Source organism: Stutzerimonas stutzeri (genome assembly GCF_024448935.1).
Lineage (GTDB): Bacteria > Pseudomonadota > Gammaproteobacteria > Pseudomonadales > Pseudomonadaceae > Stutzerimonas > Stutzerimonas stutzeri_AO.
This window is the reverse complement of sequence record NZ_JAMOIE010000271.1, coordinates 1-551: the sequence shown is the minus strand read 5'-3', so window position 1 is coordinate 551 and position 551 is coordinate 1. Positions and strand designations below refer to the sequence as shown.

The window sequence follows — 551 nt, the reverse complement described above, 5'->3', positions numbered from 1 at the left end:
TTCTTCGTCGAAGGCGGCGCAGCGATCAGCGTGGCGTCGACAATGGTACCTTCGCGCATCAGCAGGCCTTTCTCGGCCAGTTGCCGGTTGATCGTCTCGAAGATCTTGCGGGTGAGTTCGTGCGTTTCGAGCAGCCGGCGGAACTTCAGCAGAGTGGTCGCATCCGGTGCATCTTCCCGACCCAAGTCGATGCCGACGAAGCTGCGGATCGACTGGCTGTCGTAGATGGCATCCTCGATGCCTTCGTCGGACAGCCCGAAACACTGCTGCGCGACATACATCCGCAGCATGCGCTCGAGACCGATCGGAGGTCGCCCACGTCCCTTGCCCTTGGGATAGAAAGGCTCCAGCTCAGCGGCCAGCGCGGCCCAAGGTGTGACGGCATCGATCTCGGCCAGGAAGCGGTCGCGACGGGTCAGCTTCTTCTTGGCGGCGTACTCGAGGTCGGTAAAGCTCGATTGCATGGCTGGGGCTCGTTGGGCAGGCGTGCGATTATCGCAAGCGGAGCGCGGCGACGGAACGGTCAGGTTCGGCGGAATAGATCAGCGTTT

At 62.3% G+C, this 551-nt stretch carries 1 protein-coding gene; it reads right to left on the bottom strand.

What is annotated here, in order from left to right; translation table 11 throughout:
- On the bottom strand, positions 1 to 464 hold a 464-nt coding region (locus NA637_RS25315; protein ID WP_108233646.1), incomplete at its 3' end, for an IS5 family transposase.
- Positions 465 to 551 lie beyond the last annotated feature (87 nt).